Origin of the sequence: Tepidicaulis marinus, assembly GCF_000739695.1 — a bacterium.
In the GTDB taxonomy this organism is placed as follows: domain Bacteria; phylum Pseudomonadota; class Alphaproteobacteria; order Parvibaculales; family Parvibaculaceae; genus Tepidicaulis; species Tepidicaulis marinus.
Genome location: NZ_BBIO01000010.1, coordinates 93,218 through 111,647, shown reverse-complemented (window position 1 = coordinate 111,647; position 18,430 = coordinate 93,218). Strand labels below are relative to the sequence as shown.

Annotated in this window: 20 protein-coding genes; 4 read left to right on the top strand and 16 right to left on the bottom strand. The window is 60.2% G+C overall.

Features of this window, described 5'->3' with window-relative positions; genetic code table 11:
* The first annotated feature begins 5 nt into the window (after positions 1-5).
* Both M2A_RS10535 and M2A_RS10530 read left to right on the top strand, forming a co-directional pair.
* Complete coding sequence (locus M2A_RS10535) at positions 6-833, top strand: thioesterase family protein (protein ID WP_045446920.1); 828 nt, start codon at positions 6-8, stop codon at positions 831-833.
* A gap of 24 nt (positions 834-857) precedes the next feature.
* Positions 858-1,775, top strand: coding sequence for a thioesterase family protein (locus tag M2A_RS10530; RefSeq protein WP_045446917.1), 918 nt, complete (start codon positions 858-860; stop codon positions 1,773-1,775).
* Here M2A_RS10530 and M2A_RS10525 read toward each other — a convergent pair.
* The 5 genes from M2A_RS10525 to M2A_RS10505 all read right to left on the bottom strand — a co-directional run bounded on the left by M2A_RS10525 (position 1,772) and on the right by M2A_RS10505 (position 5,516).
* Positions 1,772-2,017 carry a hypothetical protein gene (locus M2A_RS10525; protein WP_045446914.1) on the bottom strand — a complete coding sequence of 82 codons (246 nt, stop codon included), beginning with the start codon at positions 2,015-2,017 and terminating at the stop codon, positions 1,772-1,774. The two genes, M2A_RS10530 and M2A_RS10525, sit on opposite strands and share 4 nt — an antisense overlap.
* A 12-nt stretch (positions 2,018-2,029) precedes the next feature.
* Complete coding sequence (locus M2A_RS10520; protein ID WP_052379397.1) at positions 2,030-2,473, bottom strand: hypothetical protein; 444 nt, start codon at positions 2,471-2,473, stop codon at positions 2,030-2,032.
* Positions 2,474-2,543: 70 nt separating this feature from the next.
* Positions 2,544-3,470 carry an alpha/beta fold hydrolase gene (locus M2A_RS10515; RefSeq protein ID WP_197052907.1) on the bottom strand — a complete coding sequence of 309 codons (927 nt, stop codon included), beginning with the start codon at positions 3,468-3,470 and terminating at the stop codon, positions 2,544-2,546.
* Between the two features lie 29 nt (positions 3,471-3,499).
* The gene (locus M2A_RS10510) at positions 3,500-4,678 is read right to left on the bottom strand and encodes an alpha/beta fold hydrolase (protein WP_045446908.1); all 1,179 of its coding nucleotides are present in this window, start codon (positions 4,676-4,678) and stop codon (positions 3,500-3,502) included.
* Between the two features lie 10 nt (positions 4,679-4,688).
* The gene (locus M2A_RS10505) at positions 4,689-5,516 is read right to left on the bottom strand and encodes an enoyl-CoA hydratase/isomerase family protein (RefSeq protein ID WP_045446905.1); all 828 of its coding nucleotides are present in this window, start codon (positions 5,514-5,516) and stop codon (positions 4,689-4,691) included.
* 130 nt (positions 5,517-5,646) lie between these two features.
* On the opposite strand from M2A_RS10505, the gene M2A_RS10500 reads away from it, so the two are divergent.
* On the top strand, positions 5,647-6,435 hold the full coding sequence (locus M2A_RS10500; protein WP_045446902.1) for an SDR family NAD(P)-dependent oxidoreductase: 789 nt from the start codon (positions 5,647-5,649) through the stop codon (positions 6,433-6,435).
* Between the two features lie 65 nt (positions 6,436-6,500).
* On the opposite strand, the gene M2A_RS10495 is transcribed toward M2A_RS10500, so the two are convergent.
* The 11 genes from M2A_RS10495 to M2A_RS10445 form a co-directional block, all read right to left on the bottom strand.
* Complete coding sequence (locus tag M2A_RS10495) at positions 6,501-6,710, bottom strand: cold-shock protein (RefSeq protein WP_045446899.1); 210 nt, start codon at positions 6,708-6,710, stop codon at positions 6,501-6,503.
* Between the two features lie 270 nt (positions 6,711-6,980).
* Positions 6,981-7,418, bottom strand: coding sequence for a hypothetical protein (locus M2A_RS10490; protein ID WP_147446332.1), 438 nt, complete (start codon positions 7,416-7,418; stop codon positions 6,981-6,983).
* A 100-nt stretch (positions 7,419-7,518) separates the two neighbouring features.
* Positions 7,519-8,541 carry an NADP-dependent oxidoreductase gene (locus M2A_RS10485; RefSeq protein WP_045447043.1) on the bottom strand — a complete coding sequence of 341 codons (1,023 nt, stop codon included), beginning with the start codon at positions 8,539-8,541 and terminating at the stop codon, positions 7,519-7,521.
* A 133-nt stretch (positions 8,542-8,674) separates the two neighbouring features.
* The gene (locus tag M2A_RS10480) at positions 8,675-9,058 is read right to left on the bottom strand and encodes a RidA family protein (RefSeq protein WP_045446893.1); all 384 of its coding nucleotides are present in this window, start codon (positions 9,056-9,058) and stop codon (positions 8,675-8,677) included.
* Between the two features lie 161 nt (positions 9,059-9,219).
* Entirely contained in the window at positions 9,220-9,489 is a 270-nt protein-coding gene (locus M2A_RS10475; RefSeq protein ID WP_045446890.1) for a hypothetical protein, read from the bottom strand.
* 129 nt (positions 9,490-9,618) lie between these two features.
* Positions 9,619-9,957, bottom strand: coding sequence for a hypothetical protein (locus M2A_RS10470; RefSeq protein ID WP_045446887.1), 339 nt, complete (start codon positions 9,955-9,957; stop codon positions 9,619-9,621).
* 317 nt (positions 9,958-10,274) lie between these two features.
* Positions 10,275-12,527 carry a 3-hydroxyacyl-CoA dehydrogenase NAD-binding domain-containing protein gene (locus tag M2A_RS10465; RefSeq protein WP_045446884.1) on the bottom strand — a complete coding sequence of 751 codons (2,253 nt, stop codon included), beginning with the start codon at positions 12,525-12,527 and terminating at the stop codon, positions 10,275-10,277.
* A gap of 56 nt (positions 12,528-12,583) precedes the next feature.
* Positions 12,584-13,789 (bottom strand): acetyl-CoA C-acetyltransferase, encoded by a 1,206-nt coding sequence (locus M2A_RS10460; protein ID WP_045446881.1) that lies wholly within the window; start codon positions 13,787-13,789, stop codon positions 12,584-12,586.
* 50 nt (positions 13,790-13,839) lie between these two features.
* Positions 13,840-14,997, bottom strand: a complete 1,158-nt coding sequence (locus tag M2A_RS10455; RefSeq protein WP_045446878.1) for an acyl-CoA dehydrogenase family protein — start codon at positions 14,995-14,997, stop codon at positions 13,840-13,842.
* 34 nt (positions 14,998-15,031) lie between these two features.
* A complete protein-coding gene (locus tag M2A_RS10450; protein WP_045446875.1) occupies positions 15,032-16,822 on the bottom strand; it encodes an acyl-CoA dehydrogenase C-terminal domain-containing protein in 1,791 nt (596 codons plus the stop codon).
* Between the two features lie 24 nt (positions 16,823-16,846).
* The gene (locus tag M2A_RS10445; protein ID WP_244444426.1) at positions 16,847-17,323 is read right to left on the bottom strand and encodes a MerR family transcriptional regulator; all 477 of its coding nucleotides are present in this window, start codon (positions 17,321-17,323) and stop codon (positions 16,847-16,849) included.
* Positions 17,324-17,648: 325 nt separating this feature from the next.
* Between M2A_RS10445 and M2A_RS10440 the strand changes: the two genes are divergently transcribed.
* On the top strand, positions 17,649-18,206 hold the full coding sequence (locus M2A_RS10440) for a CAP domain-containing protein (protein ID WP_045446869.1): 558 nt from the start codon (positions 17,649-17,651) through the stop codon (positions 18,204-18,206).
* Positions 18,207-18,430 lie beyond the last annotated feature (224 nt).

Sequence of the window (18,430 nt, the reverse complement as noted above, 5' to 3'; positions counted from 1 at the left end):
GCCCGATGCACGATACGTTCAAAGGGTATGTTGCCCCCTGGGAATGCGATGAAATGGAGCATATGAACATTCAGTTCTTTGCCGACAAGTTTTCGCAGTCGCTGCTGCGCCATCTCTTTTTCTTGGGCGAAAGCAGCAAAGGCACGCCGGGCACGCTGCGCGCGCTCCATATGCGTTTTCATAAAGAACTCCACGCCTCCGATCTTGCCGCCGCGCATGGCGAGGTCAGCGCTTTTGAAAAAGAAAACGGCGTCCTCACGCATTTCATGCGCAACGAGGAAAGCGGCGCGCTCGCGGCAACCGCCAGCTTTCATCTGCCCCTTGAAAAGATGCCGGACGAGGTCGCGCCGCTTGCAAACGAGGCTGCGCCGCGCGGCCTGACGCCGGGTCTTCTTTTCCGCCCCGGCATGGAAGCGCATGAAGGCTTAACGGAAACGAATTTAAGCGCGGTGGGGGGCCATGAATGCAGCGCAGAGGGCGGCTTTTCGCTGAAAGGCTATTTCTCCCGGCTTTCCGATTGCCAGGGCCATATGTGGCGCCTTGCGGGCCTCGGGCGGCAGGAGCAAAAAGCGCGCGGCCTTGCCACGGCAACGGTCGAGCTTCATTTTCAGTTTTTCGGCGCGCTTGGCGAAGACGATCTCATTGCCGTGCATACTGGGCTCGATGCGGTAGGCAGCAAGACCCTTCATTACCGGCATATTTTTTTCAACGGCAAGACGGGCGCGCCCGTCGCGGCGGCGGACGGTATCGGCCTTCTTTTCGACAAGGAAACCCGCCGCGCCATCGCCCTGCCGGAAGCCGTGCACGAAAGCGCCGCATATCACCGCTTATAAGAAAGTAAGAAGAGGAAGCGTTTCATGAGCATGCAGGAAGTTTACCGCAGTTCGGTGCAGACCTGGGAAAGCGACCAGATGGGCCATATGAATGTTCAGTTCTATCTGGACAAAGCCCAGGCGGGGCTTGCCACGCTCGGCCATTATATCGGCCTCGGTCCGCGCCTTTTGAAGGAAAAGGGCTGGGTGCTTACCGCGCGCGATCATCATGTCCGCTTCCTGCGCGAACAGCGCCCCGGCGCGCCGTTTTTCATCCGGGGCGGCATTGCCGAAATTCATGAGGACCATCTTGTTGTCTATGAAGAGATGATCAACACGGTAAGCGGCGATGTGGCAGCGACCTTCCGCGCCGAAGCAGTGCTGGTGGACGGCAAGAGCCGCGCGCCGCTTTCTTTCCCGAAAGAGGCGCTGCAAAAGGCCGAAGACGTCAAAACCGACATTCCCGCCCATGGCGCTTTCCGCGGCCTTGAAATGACAGCGCCCCGCCCGGCGCCCAGCCTTAAAGATGCCGAAGCCATGGGCATGGTGCGCACCTATATGGGCGAGGTCATGCCGGACTGGTGTGACGCTCACGGCTATATGACAAAGCGCCATTTCATGGGCGTTGTCTCCGATTCCATTCCCAATCTTCTTGCCGCCACGCGCGGGGATGACCGTTCGGCCAATTCGAAGACCGGCGGCGCGGCGCTCGAATACCGCTTCATTTACCGCGGCGCGCCGAAGGAAGGCGATCTTCTGACCTTGCGCAGCGGGCTGAAGACCGTGACAGACAAGACCTATACCTGGTGCCATTGGCTCTTCGATACGGAAACGGGCAATGCCGTTGCCACCGCCGAAGCGGTTGCCATTGCGCTCGATCTGGAAGCGCGCAAGGCCATTCCCATTCCGCGTGAGATGAAAGCGCATCTGGAAAGTCTGGTGATCGGCGGGCTCGGCGTTTAACCGGCGCGGCGGCGGGCATCGATGAGAAGCCCGCGTTCCGCGGCTATGCGCTGAATGGTCTTCGTGCCGCGCACATAAGAAAAGAGCGCCTCCATCTCCCGGCGTTCTTTGGCCTCTTTCGCAGCGGCGCGCGTCAGCCAGTAAAGCGCGCCGAGCGCTTCGTCATCCAGCGCGCGCAATGCGGCTTCTTTTTCGCCGCGCGCCGGATCGTTTTCGCTTAGGAAAAGCGGTTCCTGCTGCATGGCCCCCGCGCCTTAGCTGCCGCTTCCTTCTTCCGGCAAGGGCTCGTCCACCTTGCCCATTTCATCACGGAAGACGCGGGCTGCGCGGGAGAAATGTTTGGCGAAACTTTCAAAGACGGAAAAGGCTTCGGCAATATCTTCTTCGTTCGGCAACTCGCCCTTGGCACGCGTGAGCGCCGCTTCGACCTTGTTCAACTCGGCCTCAAGCTCGGCGATCTTTTCTTCATAGACCGTGCGGTCATCGGCCACGCTTTCGCACACGTAGTCACCCGACTTTTTGCTGCAATGAGAGACCTGACCCGTTTGCCGGTCGAGGCGCAGAAAGCCATCTTCTGTTTTCTGCATGGAATAGCGCGGCGCTTTATCGGCGCTCTCTTCAGCTTCGGCAAAGGCGGCCGGCGCGGCAAACGCGGAAACCGCCAGCAAAACCGTCATGGCCGGGAAAAATTTGGTCATATCGCCCTCCTTGTCGCCCTTCTGATTGGGGAGAGTATGGAGATGAAATCGGGCCTTTTAGGGGCAGGTTTCAGGCCCTTGCGCCCCGCTCCACCCGCGCTTCCAGCGCCAACAGCTCCTGGCGCAGCCTTTCGGGGAATTCCATGGGGAGGAAATGCGTCGCCTCGCCCACGCGCACGATGGTGGCGCCGGGGTCTTTGCGGGCAAGAAGCTGCAGGCCGGGCGGTGAACAGGTCGAGCCTTTTCCCGCATAAAGCAGGGTGAGCGGCACGCGGAGCTTTTCGATCGCGGCCCAGGGGTCGTGCCGCTGCGCGCGGAAATTCGCCGCCTCCCAGGCAGGCGCGCAGGCAAGCTCTACTTCACCGTCTGTGGGCCTCGTGCCCCCTTCCACATAATCGGCCAGGAACCTGTCCGGCCATGTACGGAAGGCGCCGCGCCCCTTATAGGCGGCAATGATCGTCTCTTTGTCCTTCCAGCGGGCCCGGCGCTTTTCAGCCCCCGCCGCCAAATCCCCGCCGCGCAGCTTGAAACCGAAGCGTCCGGCGAGCCGCAAAAGACGGCGCACGGAAGGAGGAATGAGCACGGGATCGGCAAGGCAAAGCCCTGCCACAAGATCCGGCCGCTCGGCGGCTGCCATGAGGCTCGCCGTGCCGCCCATGGAATGACCGGCAAGCAGCACCGGGCGGCCCGCTTCTTCGGCAAAGCGTTCGGTAAAAGCGATGAGATCGTCCCGGTAGATGTACCAGTCCTTATGGGCTGCCGGATCGGCAGGAAGTGTCGTCATCCCATGGCCGCGCGCGTCCCAGGCGCGGATATGAAAGTAAGGGGCAAGCGGGGCAAGCAGCGCGCGGTAGGTCAAGCCGTTAAAGCCGTTGGCATGGGCGAAATGAAGCGGCGGCAGGCCCTCCGCCAGTTTCCATTCCAGATAGGAAATCTCTCCGCTCCCCAAAGAGAGGGATAGACGGCGCGGCGGCGCCATCAAATTATCATCACTCACAGCTGCGCATCCCCTTTACATCGCCGCTCTTAAACGAGCAGGTTCTTTTTCTCCAGCCAGCCTTTCACGATCTCGACGGCCTCGGCCATCTTTTCCGGCTGGCCGATATAATAATGCGTGGCGCCGTTGACGACATGGAACTCTTTGTCGCTGTGTTTGATGCCCGCCATGATGCGCGCGGCATGGCTCGGCGTGCAGCCATCATCGGCGCTGTTTTCCACTACCAGCACCGGCACGGTCACATCGCCGGCGCATTTCGGCCCGTCCGCGCGCGAATGTTTATAGGACCACTGCGAGAGCCAGGCCCTGAGCGAGGTATAGCGAGCCAGACCCGCCGGCATCATGTTGACGATGCGCGGCTCACCCATGAAGCACCAGTTCGGCCCCTTTCTGTCATTGGCATCGATGGAAAGATCGAGCCAGCGCGGATCGGCCATGGTGCCGTGGACGACAAAGGCGAATTCCTCGTTCGGCCTGCCTTCCCGTTTCATCGCCTCAAGCTTCTCCCAGACAAAGGCGTCGATCTTCGCCGAGCGGGCGATTTGCGCCTGGCGGTAGCGTGCGACGAATTCGGAGGAATAAGGCGGCCCGTTCGGGTTGTCCGGATCGTAAAGATCGAGCGCGCTGTCCTTCTTGGACGGGTCGAGCTCATCGAGGATCGAGGCGTCGAGCCACTCGGTCAGCGTAATGGCGCGGCTGACATGGGCGGCAAGCTGCAGCACCGCATCGGCGGGAATGAGCCCGGCGCCTTTCACGTCCACCGCGTCCCCTGCCGGGGTTTCGGTGATCGTCGGGTTTTCCGCCTGGGACTGATAGAACATGGAAAGCGAACCGCCGCCCGACCAACCCGCCATGATCACTTTCTCATAGCCGAGCTTCTCCTTCGCGTAGCGCACATAGTGGCCGAGATCGAGCAGCACCTTTTCCATGATGAGCGCGGTATCGTTATGAGGGTACCGGCTTGCGCAAGTGAGGCAGGGAATGCCTGCAGCGGCGAGCGCATTCGGCATGGGCAGCAGGTTCATCGTACCCGTGGGGTGCATGAAGATCAGCACCGTCTTCGCGTCCACCCCTTTGGGTTTCAAGTGCTGGCCTTCCACCACGATCGTGTCGAGCGCGCCCGCATAAGTTTCCTTGAAGGGCGATTTTTCCTGCCAATGCAGATAAAACGGAATGCGCTCAACTTCGTACTTCGCCTTGGTGTTCATGGATTTTCCTTTACCGGAATTTCGCAGGACGCTTTTCAAGAAAGGCAGCCACGGCTTCGGCGTGTTCTTCCGTCTTCCAGCATTCATGCAGCATTTTCGTTTCGCGCTTTTGCACGAGGTCGAGATCGGTTTCACAGGCGCTGAGCGTCAAAAGCTCTTTCGTCATGCGCAGCTGCAAATCGGGATTGGCGGCAATGCGCCCTGCAAACTCGAACGCCTTATCCATCAGCCCCTCGGGCGGGGTCAGATGATCGGCAAGCCCCATCGCATGGGCCTCGGCACCCGAATAGATGCCGCCGGTCAGCATCATCTCACTCGCTTTGCCCCAGCCGAGCCGGCTCACCAGGAAATGACTGGAGGCAAGCTCCGGCACGATGCCCATCTTCACGAAGACGAGGCCGAATTTCGCAGCCTGCGAAGCGATGATCATGTCGAAAGGCAGGATCATAGTGACGCCGATGCCGACCGCCGGGCCGTTCACCGCCGCGATAAGCGGCTTTGAGGAACGGGTGAGCTTGATCCAGTCGACGGTCGCCGGCACACCGCCCGAGCCCCCTGCCGTGTCATTGCCGGGGTCCTTACCATCAAGGCGGGTTTTGAATGTGCTTTCAATATCCGCGCCCGCGCAAAAGCCGCGCCCCTCGCCCGTCACGACAATCGCGCCGATGGATTTATCAGCATTTGCCGCCTCGATGGCGCCCGCCATTTCTTCCATCATTTGCGGGGTCCAGGCATTCAGCCTTTCGGGCCGGCTGAGCGTGATGAGCGCCGCCTCTCCCTTCACCTCATAGGAAATCTGTTCGAAGCCCTCCCTGCGGGCCGCCACCCTCTCAGCCATTGCCTTCCTCCCCGGCAGTTCACATTTTTGTTCAAAAGTGTAGGCTTTCCCAAAAGTGTAAGCGCGCGCTCAATGGCACTCAAGCACGCCGGGTTGACGCCGCGTCCGCAGCCGGAAGGGGAGGCTATCCATGGACCTGAGACTCAAAGACAAAGTGATTTTCATTGCCGGGGCTTCCCGCGGGATCGGTTTCGGCATGACGGAGGGCTTTCTGGCGGAAGGCGCCAAAGTGGTGATGACGGGGCGCGGGGAAGCAAGCCTCGATGAAGCCAAGGCCGCGCTCAAAGACAAAGGCTATGACGCCGCCGCCATGCTGACCATTGCCGGAGACATGACGGATACGGGCAATCTGAAAGAAGCGCTGATTGCGGGCGAAAAACATCTCGGCCCCCTTCACAGCGTCATCGCCAATGTCGGCCTTGGCCGCTCCCCGCTCGGCTATGATGTGAGCGATGAGGACTGGGAGGCCGATTTCAAACAGAATTTCACCGGCTCCGTGGCGCTTGCACGCGAGGCGGTGCGCCTTTTCATGGCGCGCGATGAAGAAGCGCGCGCGGGCACGAATGTGATTTTCATTTCCTCCATCGCCGGGGTGAATGCGCTCGGCACGCCCCTTCCCTATGCCACCTCGAAAGCGGCAATCAATCAGCTTGCCCGCACCATGGCCAAGCAGGTCGGGCGGTACGGCATCCGCATCAACGCGATCGCGCCGGGAAATATCATTTTCAAAGACGGGGAATGGGAAAAGCGGGTGGAAGAGCGGCCCGAAGACTGGACCCGCTGGATCAAACGGGAAGTGGCGCTGCGCCGCTTCGGCACGCCGGACGAAATTGCCGATGCCGCCTGCTGGCTCGCCAGCGACAGAGCCCGGTTCGTGACCGGTGAAGTGCTGGTTGTGGATGGCGGGCAAGTGCGCTAGCGCCTGCCCGCCCCACGAAACTCGTATCAGAAACTCGTCTGAAATCAGGTGTCCGGGGGGACGCCTCAGTCGACCAGTTTAAGATTGTCGGCCGCGATCTTACCGCCACGCCCTTCGGTCAGTTCATAGGATACGCGCTGACCTTCGTTGAGCAGGCTCAGGCCTGCACGCTCGACTGCGCTGATATGCACGAAGGCATCTTTGCCGCCCTCATCGGGTTCGATGAAGCCGTAGCCTTTTGTCGGATTGAACCATTTGACGGTCCCAGTAGCCATAGTCTCTTAAACTCCGCAATGAGTTGCACGGGCCTCGCCCCCCGGCCGGGCTCGACTGGCCAGAAGATGTCGTGCTTTTTTGCGTTCGAGAATTCGGCGGCGTCAAAGGGGGCATCTGCTTAAAGCCATATCGGAGAGATACTCAAGCACGGAAAAAGCAAGCCGACAATCACTTTCTGAAACCGCATTTACGATGCGCGGCGTGCATGCAAGCGCGGTGCGCCGGCGGCCACACCGTCATAAAACTTAGAAATTTAAGACAAATACAGCTTAGGCGAGCGGCGTGCCGCCCGGCACATCCGGCGCGCCGGGCTCTTCCTCAATCAAAGGATGGCGCGCATCCTGGATAAGCCCCGAAAGACCAAGCCCCGCCATCAAGGCGGCGATGCTTGCCACGAACATGCCCACCAGAATGAGGACACCGTCCGCCCAGTTCATCAGCCGCTGCACGGCTTCACTGTCGGGCATGAAGCGGGGGCCGAAAATGCGCACCGCATAAAGCTCCCAAAGGCCCCAGACGGTAAAGAAAAGACCGGCGAGCCCCAGAACCAGAATGGCGTTGAGCACCCGGCGCGAACGGATCGAGGCCGTGCCTCCGCACGCGGCGCAGCGAAAGCGGATCGGCGCAAGCAGCGCGCTGCCTTCCTCTTCTTCCGGACACATTTGCCCGCCGCATGGACAGCGGCGCTTTTCCTGAAGCTCACTCATGGTCTCATCCCCGTTTGGGCCACTCTAGCCGATTTTACCGGCCTTGGCACCCAAACGGGAATAAGCGTTCAGTTCTTGGCGTGACGAGGAAAATGGCGGGTCAGCCCGCCACTTCGCTCACCTCGATCATCAGCTTGCCCTGGTTCGAGCCGTCATAAAGTTTGTTGAGGGAAGTGAGCGCGTTTTCGAGACCCTTGTCGATATCGAGGCGGAATTTGAGTTTGCCCTCCCGCATCCAGCTTGAAAGCTCGCCGATAGCTTTGGGGTAATCCTTGGCATAGTCCGAGGCGATGAAGCCTTGCACCTTGATGCGGTGCATGAGGATCTGCTGGAAATTGTACGGGCCGGGCACGGGCTCCTTCGCATTATATTGCGAGATGAGGCCGCAAAGCGCCATGCGCGAGAAGTTGTTCATCCGTGCCAGGACTTCATCCATGATCCAGCCGCCGACATTCTCAAAGAGAACATCCACCCCTTCCGGGCAATAGCGGTCCAGCATGGCGCCTACATCTTCGCTCTTGTAATTGATGGCAGCGTCATAGCCGCATTCATCCTTGATCCATTTGCATTTTTCATTCGACCCGGCAATGCCGACGGCGCGCGCGCCTTTCATCTTGGCGATCTGGCCGACCACGGAACCGACGCCGCCGGCGGCCGCCGTTACCACCACGGTTTCGCCGGGCTTGGGGTCGCAAATATCCAAAAGCCCGAAATAGGCCGTGGGGCCCACCACCGCGCACATGCCGAAAATTTCCGCAAGCGGCACGGCGCCCGGCTTGCCGAGCGAGGAAAGCCCCTTGCCGTCCGTGATCATGTAATCGGCCCAGTGGCCCGCGCCCATGACAAGCTCGCCCTCGGAAAAGCGCGAGGTGTTGGATTTGACCACCTGCCCCGCGATGAGCCCGCGCATCGGCGCGCCGATCTGCACCGGCTCCATATATTGGTCCATATCGCTCATCCAGATCCGGTTCGTCGGATCGAGGGACAGATAAACGACGCGCAGCAAAAGCTCGCCCTCGCCCGGTTCGGCAAGCGGTTCTTCGATCAGCTTCAGATTGTTTTCATCCGCCGTCCCTTCCGGGCGCGTTTCCAGCCGCCAAACGCGGTTCACATTCTTGCTCATAAGGCCTCCCTGAATTTTCAGGTTATTTGGTTTTGAATTTTGGCTGCCTGCATTCTCCGCGAGAAAGCCCGCAAAAGCAAAGCCCCCGCGCCGTTTCCGGCGCAGGGGCAATTGAGCGCTGCGGCAAGCGGGCTTAAGCGATAATGGCGACGGCCTGAATTTCAATGCGCAGCTGCGGCAGGGCAAGCGCGGTCACACCGACAATCGTATTGGCGGGATAATTCTCTTTGAAGAATTCATCGCGCACGCTTTGCGCCTTGCCGATCTCGCCCATATCCGTGTGATAGACCGTGGTCGCCACCACATCCGAGAGGCTCGCGCCCGCCTCTTTCAAAACGCGCTCCAGGCTTTGCAGCGCCAGGCGCGTCTGGCCTTCGATATCGTCCGGAATACCGTCCGGCCCGAAGCCCGTCTGCCCGGAGACATGAATGGTGTTACCCACTTTCACGGCCTGGGAGAATTTCCAGTTCTTATAGATTTCTTCCGTGCCGGGCGGGTTGATGAGTTCTTTAGCCATTGCCACTCCTCCTTGTTATCCCTCTTTCATGCCGGGCAAAGAGAGCGGCGGCAACGAAAATAAGGCTCACAAGGCCGTGACTTTGAGCCCTGCCCCCGATGACCCACGAAAAAGCCCCGGGGAATATCCCGGGGCTTTTGAAATTCCGAAAGGGGAAGGGCTTACTGCGCTTCTTCCTCGGCCGCTTCCTCTTCATCCGCAGCGTCTTCATCAGCGGCCTCGTCAGCTGCGTCATCGGCAGCTTTTTCGCCGCCGCTTTCTTCCGCATCCGCGCCTTCTTCCATCATGCTCTCATGGGAGCCGTCCTGCTCTTCCATATGCATGCCGCTTTCGCCTTCTTCATGGCCGTCGGCCTGCACGGCCGGGGCAAAAGCAAAGGGAAGCGCGGCAAGGGAAAGCGCCAGGCAAAGTTTCTTCATGGCTTCAGTCATTGGTTCATCCTCATTTTGGGGAATGTGCCGGGCAACAAGCCCGTGCGAAAAAATAGGCTCCAGGGCCCTCAGGGGGGGCACGCTCCCTTTCGGGCAGGGCAATAGAGAACCCCGGAGCCTGGCGCAGGTTTACTGCGCCGTCTCGTCTGCTTCCTTACCCAGGTCTGCGCCGGCATCCCCTTCAAGGCCGCCTTCCGCACCGATGGACCCGGTGGAGAGCGCATCGTCATCCGCACCCGTTTCAGCTTCTGCCGAAATACCGGTGTCCAGATCAATGGCACCGCCCGTATACTTGTCCTGAAGCGGGCCGAGCCGCGTCGGATCGCCTGCCGGTGCCGGCACGACGCTGTCCTGATCGGCACGCAGACCGCCGGTTGCCCCGGCGCCCAGATTATCCGCATAGGCCGGCATCGCCGCGCTCGCGGCAAAGCCGAGGGCCAGAATCGACACTGCTGTTTTGCTCATCATCCGCATTGGTCTTCTCCCATTTCCGCCGCTTCCCTTCAGGAAAGCGGGTTTTCGCCGCCCCGCGCCTCTCCTTGGACGCACGAAACGCGACATTTTGCGTCACTGTCTGGGACCACAAACGCCGCCGGGAGAATGGCGGTTCCCCGAAATCGCAAAAAACAATAAGGCCATTTCTGGGCAGCTGGTCAGGCCCCATGGGGTTTCAGGGATTCCGCCAGCCCAAAAAGGAAAACCCCCGCGGTTTCCCGCGGGGGCTGGCTCCTATCGGCGTTTGCCGCCGTTCTTTTCGGGGCGCTCTTGCGCCGCCCTCCTGTTTATCAGGCTGCCGCTTTTTCCTTCTGCGGAGCAAAGCGGGTGTAGAAGCTTTCGCCCTTGGCCGCCATGTCGCGCAGCAAGGCGCCGGGCTTGAAGCGGTCGCCATATTTCTGGGCGAGCGCATCGCACTCCTTCACGAAATTATCCGCGCCGACCATGTCGATCAGCGAGAGCGGACCGCCGGCCCAGGGCGCAAAGCCCCAGCCCAGAATGGCGCCGACATCGGCATCGCGCACATCCGTCACCACTTCTTCCTCGAAGCAGCGGGAAGCTTCCAGCGCCTGGATATAGAGGAAACGCTTTTTCAGCTCCTCGATATCCACATCCTCCGTGCTCTTGTTGGAGCCGACGAGCTCCTCAAGGCCCGGCCAGATGCGCTTCTTGCCGTCTTCGGGATAATCGTAAAAGCCCTTGCCGGCCTTTTTGCCGACGCGGCCGAGATCCACCACCATCTTTTCGATGAGGCTGTCGGCGGGCCCTTCGACATATTTGTCGCCAAGGTCCTTCTTCGTCTGCTGGCGCACCTTATAGCCGAGATCGAGCGAAACCTCGTCGTTCAGCGCGAGCGGCGGCATAGGCATACCCGTCATCTTGCCGACATTCTCGATGATGGCCGGCTTGATGCCTTCGGCCAGCATCTGAATGCCTTCGGAGACATAAGTGCCGAAGCAGCGCGAGGTGTAAAAACCGCGGCTGTCGTTGACGACGATGGGCGTCTTGCGGATCTGCGCCACATAATCCATCGCCTTGGCCAGCGTTTCTTCCGAGGTCTTCGCGCCCATGATGATTTCGACGAGCTGCATCTTGTCGACCGGCGAGAAGAAGTGGATGCCGATGAAGTTTTCCGGCTTGGCGGAAGCTTCGGCAAGGCCGGTGATCGGCAGCGTCGAGGTGTTCGAGCCGTAAATGCCGTTCTCAGCCAGTTTCGGTTCGGACTTCTTCGTCACTTCCGCCTTGATCTCACGGTTCTCGAACACCGCTTCGATGACGAGATCGCAGCCATCCAGATCGTCGAAAGACGTGGTGGGCTTGATCTTGGCAAGGAGGGCCGCTTTCTTTTCTTCCGTCGACTTGCCTCTGGAAATGGCCTTGTCGAGCAGCTTTTCGGAATAAGCCTTGCCCTTTTCCGCATTCGCCTGATCGGTGTCGAGCAGCACGACATCCATGCCGGCCTGCGCGGAGACATAGGCAATGCCCGCCCCCATCATGCCGGCGCCGAGAATGCCGAGCTTTTTCACTTCGAATTTCGGCACGCCTGCCGGGCGGCGTGCGCCTTTCGACAGTTCCTGCATGGACAGGAAGAGCGAGCGGATCATCGCCTTGGAGCGCGGGTCCATCAGCAGTTTCGTGAAGTAACGCGTCTCGATCCGCAGCGCCGCTTCCATCGGCACCTGAATGCCTTCATAGACGGCCTGCATGATGTAGGTCTGCGCCGGGTAATTGCCGTGGGTGTTTTTCTGCAGCTGCGCGTTGCCGATGGTGAAGACCTGCGAGCCGCCCTTGTCCTGCGGCCCGCCGCCGGGAATGCGATAGCCTTCGCGGTCCCATGGCTGGATCGCGGCGGGCAGCACTTCCGGGCCGCGCTTGCCGAGTTTCACTTTCTCCTGGGAGAGCGCCTCTTTCAGCCAGGCTTTCGCCTCGGCCACTTCCTCGCCCGGTTTCACGAGCTTGGTGGCGATACCCATTTCAACGGCCTTGGCCGGTTTCAGCGCCGTGCCCTGAAGCAGCAGCGGCAGGGCCGCGGCAGCACCGATCAGACGCGGCAGGCGCTGCGTGCCGCCGCCGCCCGGCAGAAGGCCGACTTTGGATTCGGGCAGGCCGAGCTGCGTTTTCGGATTGTCGCCGACAATACGCGCATGGCAGGCAAGCGTCACTTCCAACCCGCCGCCGAGCGCCGTGCCGTTGACGGCGGCTGCAACCGGCTTGCCGCAAGTTTCAAGGCGGCGCAGCAGCATGTTGAATTTCAGATTGTTTTCGTAAAGCGCTTTGACGCGCTCTTCCTTCGACTGGCTGCCATCGCCCGAGCCGGCCTGACCGCCCATCATGGAAAGGTCGGCGCCTGCGCAGAACGCGGATTTGCCGGAGGTGAGCACCGCGCCTTTAATGGCGTCGTCACCGACGATCTTTTCGATAATGTCCGCCAGGTCGCCCATCGAGCCCTGGCTGAGGACGTTCATGGAGCGGTCCGGCATGTCCCAGGTGATGAGCGCAATGCCGTCGCCGTCCACTTCAAAGCCAAAATTTTCGTAAGCCATAAATCTCTCCTTACCGCGCTGCCTGGAACAAGCGCTCCGGGCGCGCAGAAAGCCCCTTAAATACGTTCGATGATGGTTGCCGTGCCCATGCCCGCGCCGACGCAAAGCGTCACGAGAGCGGTGTTGAGGTCGCGCCGTTCCAGCTCATCGAGCACCGTGCCGAGAATCATGCCGCCGGTTGCACCCAGCGGGTGACCCATGGCGATCGCGCCGCCATTGACGTTCATTTTCTCATGGTCGATGTCGAGCGACTGCATCATGCGCAGCACCACCGAAGCGAAGGCTTCGTTGAGCTCGTAAAGATCGATATCGCCGACTTCCATGCCCGCTTTCTTCAGTGCCTTGCGGGAAACATCCGCCGGGCCCGTCAGCATGATGCAGGGCTCCGAACCGATGGAAGCCATGGCGCGGATGCGCGCGCGGGGTTTCAGGCCAAGACCCTCGCCTGCTTCCTTCGTGCCGAGCAGCACGCCCGAGGCGCCGTCCACGATGCCCGAGGAGTTACCGGCATGGTGCACATGGGTGATGCTTTCAAGTTCCGGATAACGGTCCGTCGCCACGCCGTCGAAAGCAAACTCGCCCAGCGCCGAGAAGGAGGGCTGCAATGCCGCAAGCGACTGCATGGTCGCGTCGGGACGCAGGTGCTCGTCCTTGTCGAGAATGGTCAGGCCGTTCACATCCTTCACGGAGATGACGGAATTCTTGAAATAACCCTTCTCCCAGGCATTGGCGGCGCGCTTCTGGCTTTCCACCGCATAAGCGTCCACATCGTCGCGGGAGAAGCCGTATTTCGTGGCGATCATGTCCGCGCCGATGCCTTGCGGCGTGAAATAGGATTTCAGCGCGATTTCAGGGTCGGACGACCAGGCACCGCCCGAGGCGCCCATGCCCACACGGCTCATGCTTTCAACGCCGCCGCCGATCGCCATATCCGCTTCGCCGGACATGACTTTGGCCGCCGCCATGTTCGTGGCCTCAAGACCGGATGCGCAGAAACGGTTGATCTGCACACCTGCCGTCGTGTCGGCATAATCGGCATTCAGAACGGCGATGCGGGCGATGTTGCCGCCCTGCTCGCCGACGGGGTCCACACAGCCCAGCACCACGTCATCGACAAGCTTCGTGTCGAGATCGTTGCGGTCGCGCAGGTTTTCCAGCACCTGGCTGGCGAGTTGCAGCGCCGTCACTTCATGCAGCGCGCCGTCTTTTTTGCCTTTACCGCGCGGCGTGCGCACGTGGTCGTAAATATAACATTCACCCATGGGGCCTCTCCTTTCGAGGTTCGCGGTGTTTATCTTTTAAGATCGCCGGATCAGATCGTGCGGCTGATCAGAAGCTTCATGATTTCGTTCGTGCCGCCGTAAATCTTCTGAATGCGGGCGTCGCGGTACATGCGCGAAATCGGATATTCGTCCATATAGCCGTAGCCGCCGAAGAACTGCAGGCACTCGTCGATGATTTCGTTCTCTTTCTGCGTGGTCCACCACTTAGCCATAGCAGCGGTCGTCGCGTCGAGCTCGCCGCGCAGCAGGCGCTCTGCGCAATTATCCGTGAAGACACGGGCAATCGTCGCCTCGGTTTTGCATTCTGCGAGTTTGAACTGCGTGTTCTGGAAATCGAGAATGCGCTGACCGAAAGCCTTGCGCTCTTTCACATATTCCGAGGTGAGCTCCAGGGCCTTTTCCATGGCAACGCAGGCCTGCACGGCAATGATGAGCCGCTCCTGGGGCAGCTGCTGCATGAGCTGGAAGAAGCCCTTGCCTTCATCCGTACCGAGAAGATTGGCGGTCGGTACTTTCACGTCGTCGAAAAAGAGCTCGGACGTGTCCTGCGCCTTCTGGCCCATTTTCTTCAGGTTACGGCCGCGGCGGAAGCCTTCGACTTCCTCCGTTTCCACCATGATGAGGGAAACGCCTTTAGCGCCCGCTTCCGGGTCCGTCTTGGCAACGACGCAGATGAGATCAGCGGTCTGGCCATTGGTGATGAAAGTCTTCTGACCGTTCAGCACATACTGGTTGCCCTCTTTCTTCGCCGTGGTGCGCACGGCCTGAAGGTCGGAGCCGGTTCCCGGCTCCGTCATGGCGATACCGCCGACAAGCTCACCGGAGGCCATTTTCGGCAGCCACTTTTTCTTCTGTTCTTCGGTACCGTAAGACTGGATGTAGTGCGCGACGATGCCCGAATGAACGGAATTGCCGAAGCCGCCAATGCCGGCGCGGCCCTGTTCCTGGGCGATGACCATCTCATGGCCGAAATGACCGCCGCCGCCGCCATATTCTTCCTTGATGGAAGCGCACAGAATGCCCGCTTCACCGGCCTTCAGCCAGGCATCGCGGTCCACGCAGCCCTGCTCGTTCCACTTTTCAACATGGGGAACGAATTCTTTTTCATAGAACTTCGACACCGCATCCTGAAGGATTTCCAGCTCTTCATCCAGCCAGGGTGATTTATACCCTTCGATCAACGCCATTCCGTCGTCTCCCTACTTTACTTTTTATCGTTTCTCAAAATGCATCGGCGGCCAGCGCCATCATGCTGTCCGCACCGGTTTTGATGCGGGCAAGATGCGCACCCGTTTCGGGCAGCACACGTTCCATGTAATAGCGGGCCGTGATGAGCTTGTTCTTGTAGAACTCCGCTTCCGCGCCGCCCGTCTTCGCTTTGGCGGCGGAGATGCGCGCCATCTTCGCCCACATCAGCGCAATCGCGGTCAGCCCGAAAAGGTGCATGTAATCGCTGGAGCCGGCGCCTGCGTGATCGAAATTCTTCAGCGCGTTTTCCATGAACCAGCTCGTTGCTTCTTCAAGCTGCGCTTTTGCTTCTTTGAGGGGCGCCGCCGCAAAGCCGAGATCGCCCTGCCCTTCGAGCGCGGCAAGCTCCTCATCGACAAGCTTGAAGAAGGCAAAGACCGCGCGCCCGCCATTCTGCGCCAGCTTGCGGCCCACAAGGTCGAGCGCCTGAATGCCGTTCGCTCCTTCATAGATCATGGCGATGCGCGCATCGCGCACGAACTGGCCCATGCCCCATTCATCGATATAGCCATGACCGCCATAGACCTGCTGGGCTTCCACCGCATTCGCAAAGCCTTTGTCTGTGAAATAGCCTTTCAGCACGGGGGTGAGCAGCGACATCATATCTTCGCCGAACTCACGCTGCTTTTCATCGGAAGAAAGATGCGCGAGATCGCCTTGCAGCGCCGTCCAAGCAAGCAGCGCGCGGGCGCCCTCGTTGAAGGCGCGGGCATTCATCAGCATACGGCGCACATCCGGATGGACGATAATGGGATCGGCCGGTTTGTCTTCTTCCTTCGGCCCGGTGAGCGCGCGGCCCTGCAGCCGCTCACGCGCATAATCGGCAGCATTCTGATAGGCCGCTTCAGACTGCGAGAGCCCCTGCAGCGCGACGCCGAGACGGGCTTCGTTCATCATCGTGAACATGGCGCGCAGGCCCTTGTTCTCCACGCCGACAAGCCAGCCCACCGCATCATCATAATTGAGCACGCAGGTGGCGTTGCCGTGAATACCCATTTTCTTTTCCAGAGAGCCGCAGCGCACACCGTTGCGGGCCCCGAGCGAACCATCGTCATTGACGAGGAATTTCGGCACGACGAAAAGCGAAATGCCGCCCACCCCTTCCGGCGCGCCTTCGATGCGGGCGAGAACGAGATGAATGATGTTTTCGGCCAGATCGTGCTCACCGGCCGAGATGAAAATCTTCTGGCCGGAAATCTTGTAGCTGCCATCGCCCTGCGGCACCGCCTTGGTGCGCAAGAGCCCCAGATCCGTGCCGCAATGAGGCTCGGTCAGGTTCATCGTGCCGGTCCATTCCCCGGTCACGAGTTTGGGCAAGTAGCGGTCTTTGAGCTCATCGGCGCCGTGATTGATCAGCGCCGAATAAGCCCCGTGGCTGAGGCCCGGATACATCCCGAAAGCCATATTCGCGGAGGAGACCATTTCATTGAACATGACCGCGAGCGTGTTCGGCAGGCCCTGACCGCCATAATTGGGGTCGGCGGTCAGCGCGGGCCAGCCGCCTTCCACCAGCGTCTGGTATGCCTCTTTAAAGCCCTTGGGGGTGCGCACTTCGCCGTTTTCCAGCGTGCAGCCTTCCTCATCGCCGATTTGGTTGAGCGGCTGCAACACTTCTTCGGAAAGTTTGGCCGCTTCCTCCAAAATGGCGTTCACCACATCTTCTTGCGCATCGGAAAAACCGGGCAGCTCGCTGTACTGCCCGATTTCAAGCAGCTCATGCAGGATGAAGCGATAGTCGTGCAGCGGGGCTTTATACGTCGGCATGGGTCTTTCTCTCCTTGGAAGAGATCAGCCTTTACCGCAGGGCTTGGCGCTGGCTTTGCCGTTCAGCGAAGGCGCCTCATCCCGGAGCAAACCTTCCACACGCCGCAAGCCGTCCTTCAGCTGCGCAATCTGGGCGTCGATCTCGTCCTTTTGCTGGTTGAGGCTTTCAATACGCTCTTCGAACTTGACGAGGGCATGACGGTACTGGGCTTCCGCCCCGTCATGCAGGTCATATAGGTCAAGAATTTCCCGAATCTCGGCCAGCGTAAAGCCTACCTTTTTGCCGCGCACGATAAGCTGAAGACGGGCCCGGTCGCGGGGGCGGTAAATGCGGGTCTGGCCCTGGCGGCGCGGATGAAGAAGGTCTTTATCCTCATAGAAGCGGATCGCCCGCGTCGTCACGCCGAATTCCTCGGCAAGCTGCGTGATGGTGAATGTGGGGGCTTCCGCGCCGTGCCGCTCGCCCAAACCAGCCGGTTCATGGCTCATCTGTACCGTCACCTGTCATCCTCCCTTGTTCAAAAGCTGGCGGACACCTTTTCCAAAGCCATCTCATCGCGCCTTGGGGGGGCCTGCCGGCTTTACTTGCCCTTGGGGTGCCGGATCTTGCGCCCGGTCCCCACCGATATATTTGACGTTGACGTAAACGTCAACCAACAGGCCAGACAGTGTCCTGGCTGCGGAAAAATGTCTAGATATAAATAGGGCAGATGTCAAGTTACGTCAAAAATCCCGCACAACACCTCGATTTCGGCTAGGGTTTTGCCCAACTGCCGGTCAGGCGGGCGGTAGACACGGCTTTGGGAAACGGGTTTGGGGAGATGTCATGAGGATTTTTTCGCGCATAGAAATATGCCGGGCGGGCACCGGCCTGCTCACCGCTCTTTTCCTGGCCGCCTGCGCTGCCGGGGGCAATACGCCGCCCAAGCCTGTAGAAGTCGCCCGCGCCCTGCCCGCCGAGGCGAGCCGCCAGGCGTCCCTCGACACGCCGCTCGGCCGGGCGCTTTTGGCGGAAATCAACAACCGCCGGCCCGATGCCCCCTTCACCCTCGATCCGGTGCTCAATAAAGCCGCCGCCGTTCACAGCGCGGATATGAAGGCGCGCGGCTTCATGGGCCACCACAATCCGGACGGACAAGGCCCGCTCGACCGGGTTTTGTCGGTCGATGAGGATTTCCAAGGCCGGGTTGCGGAAAATGTCGGCGAATTCAAGTTCCCGCCCGGTGAAAGCGAGGCGGAAAAAGCCGCTTATATGGTCGAGCAATGGATGAATTCGCCCCGCCACGCCGCGCCCCTACGCTCGCGCGCCTATCAGCGCACGGGTATCGGCATCGCGGTCTCCGGCGACAGGGTCTATGCGACGCAGCTCTTCACCGGTCCTTGAGCGGGAAGCCTGATCTGCCCAGAAGGTCTCATCAGAACTCACAAGGTCAAATCCACCCTGACTCCAGTCGTCCCAGTAAAGGGCAAAAATTGCCGCGTTATTAACGCCCCCTTTACCAAGATCACGTCAGATGGAAGAGCCGGTTAAGGGATTCTTGACCGGTGGACGGCGGGTATGAAGAGCCGCACGGTCTTTTCTTCGAAAAAGGCGAGAAACGGCGGCGC

Excerpts from the sequence above, each read along its gene's own strand:
- M2A_RS10535 (WP_045446920.1), top strand. The coding sequence starts at position 6 with ATGCACGATACGTTCAAAGGGTATGTTGCCCCCTGGGAATGCGATGAA.
- M2A_RS10530 (WP_045446917.1), top strand. The coding sequence starts at position 858 with ATGAGCATGCAGGAAGTTTACCGCAGTTCGGTGCAGACCTGGGAAAGC.
- M2A_RS10525 (WP_045446914.1), bottom strand. The coding sequence starts at position 2,017 with ATGCAGCAGGAACCGCTTTTCCTAAGCGAAAACGATCCGGCGCGCGGC.
- M2A_RS10520 (WP_052379397.1), bottom strand. The coding sequence starts at position 2,473 with ATGACCAAATTTTTCCCGGCCATGACGGTTTTGCTGGCGGTTTCCGCG.
- M2A_RS10510 (WP_045446908.1), bottom strand. The coding sequence starts at position 4,678 with ATGAACACCAAGGCGAAGTACGAAGTTGAGCGCATTCCGTTTTATCTG.
- M2A_RS10505 (WP_045446905.1), bottom strand. The coding sequence starts at position 5,516 with ATGGCTGAGAGGGTGGCGGCCCGCAGGGAGGGCTTCGAACAGATTTCC.
- M2A_RS10500 (WP_045446902.1), top strand. The coding sequence starts at position 5,647 with ATGGACCTGAGACTCAAAGACAAAGTGATTTTCATTGCCGGGGCTTCC.
- M2A_RS10495 (WP_045446899.1), bottom strand. The coding sequence starts at position 6,710 with ATGGCTACTGGGACCGTCAAATGGTTCAATCCGACAAAAGGCTACGGC.
- M2A_RS10490 (WP_147446332.1), bottom strand. The coding sequence starts at position 7,418 with ATGAGTGAGCTTCAGGAAAAGCGCCGCTGTCCATGCGGCGGGCAAATG.
- M2A_RS10485 (WP_045447043.1), bottom strand. The coding sequence starts at position 8,541 with ATGAGCAAGAATGTGAACCGCGTTTGGCGGCTGGAAACGCGCCCGGAA.
- M2A_RS10480 (WP_045446893.1), bottom strand. The coding sequence starts at position 9,058 with ATGGCTAAAGAACTCATCAACCCGCCCGGCACGGAAGAAATCTATAAG.
- M2A_RS10475 (WP_045446890.1), bottom strand. The coding sequence starts at position 9,489 with ATGACTGAAGCCATGAAGAAACTTTGCCTGGCGCTTTCCCTTGCCGCG.
- M2A_RS10470 (WP_045446887.1), bottom strand. The coding sequence starts at position 9,957 with ATGATGAGCAAAACAGCAGTGTCGATTCTGGCCCTCGGCTTTGCCGCG.
- M2A_RS10465 (WP_045446884.1), bottom strand. The coding sequence starts at position 12,527 with ATGGCTTACGAAAATTTTGGCTTTGAAGTGGACGGCGACGGCATTGCG.
- M2A_RS10460 (WP_045446881.1), bottom strand. The coding sequence starts at position 13,789 with ATGGGTGAATGTTATATTTACGACCACGTGCGCACGCCGCGCGGTAAA.
- M2A_RS10455 (WP_045446878.1), bottom strand. The coding sequence starts at position 14,997 with ATGGCGTTGATCGAAGGGTATAAATCACCCTGGCTGGATGAAGAGCTG.
- M2A_RS10450 (WP_045446875.1), bottom strand. The coding sequence starts at position 16,822 with ATGCCGACGTATAAAGCCCCGCTGCACGACTATCGCTTCATCCTGCAT.
- M2A_RS10440 (WP_045446869.1), top strand. The coding sequence starts at position 17,649 with ATGAGGATTTTTTCGCGCATAGAAATATGCCGGGCGGGCACCGGCCTG.